At 48.8% G+C, this 240-nt stretch carries 1 pseudogene; it reads right to left on the reverse strand.

Features of this window, described 5'->3' with window-relative positions:
• A pseudogene (gene ubiB, locus AAEY94_RS20820) lies at positions 1-185 on the reverse strand (ubiquinone biosynthesis regulatory protein kinase UbiB); the annotation flags it as partial.
• Between the last annotated feature and the right edge of the window lie 55 nt (positions 186-240).

A 240-nucleotide genomic window follows, 5' to 3' on the forward strand; every position in this document is an offset into this window, starting at 1 on the left:
GGTTTAGCCAACGACCAAATGTCCAATTCCGGATACAAGTCGCGACCTAGACCTTCGACATGTACTAGTGTCTTGAGCAACAGCATCAGCTGCGGCGGAATGCTCATATGATGCCGACGAGCGATATCGAGTATCTGAATTAAGACGCCGGCAAAGTCGATCTCATTGATAGACTTCTGTAGCATAGGTCCGACCGTACGGCGCATATCACGTATCAAAGCATGTTTATCGGTATTGGGC

It is taken from the genome of Shewanella sp. AC34-MNA-CIBAN-0136 (genome assembly GCF_040309945.1).
GTDB lineage: Bacteria > Pseudomonadota > Gammaproteobacteria > Enterobacterales > Shewanellaceae > Shewanella.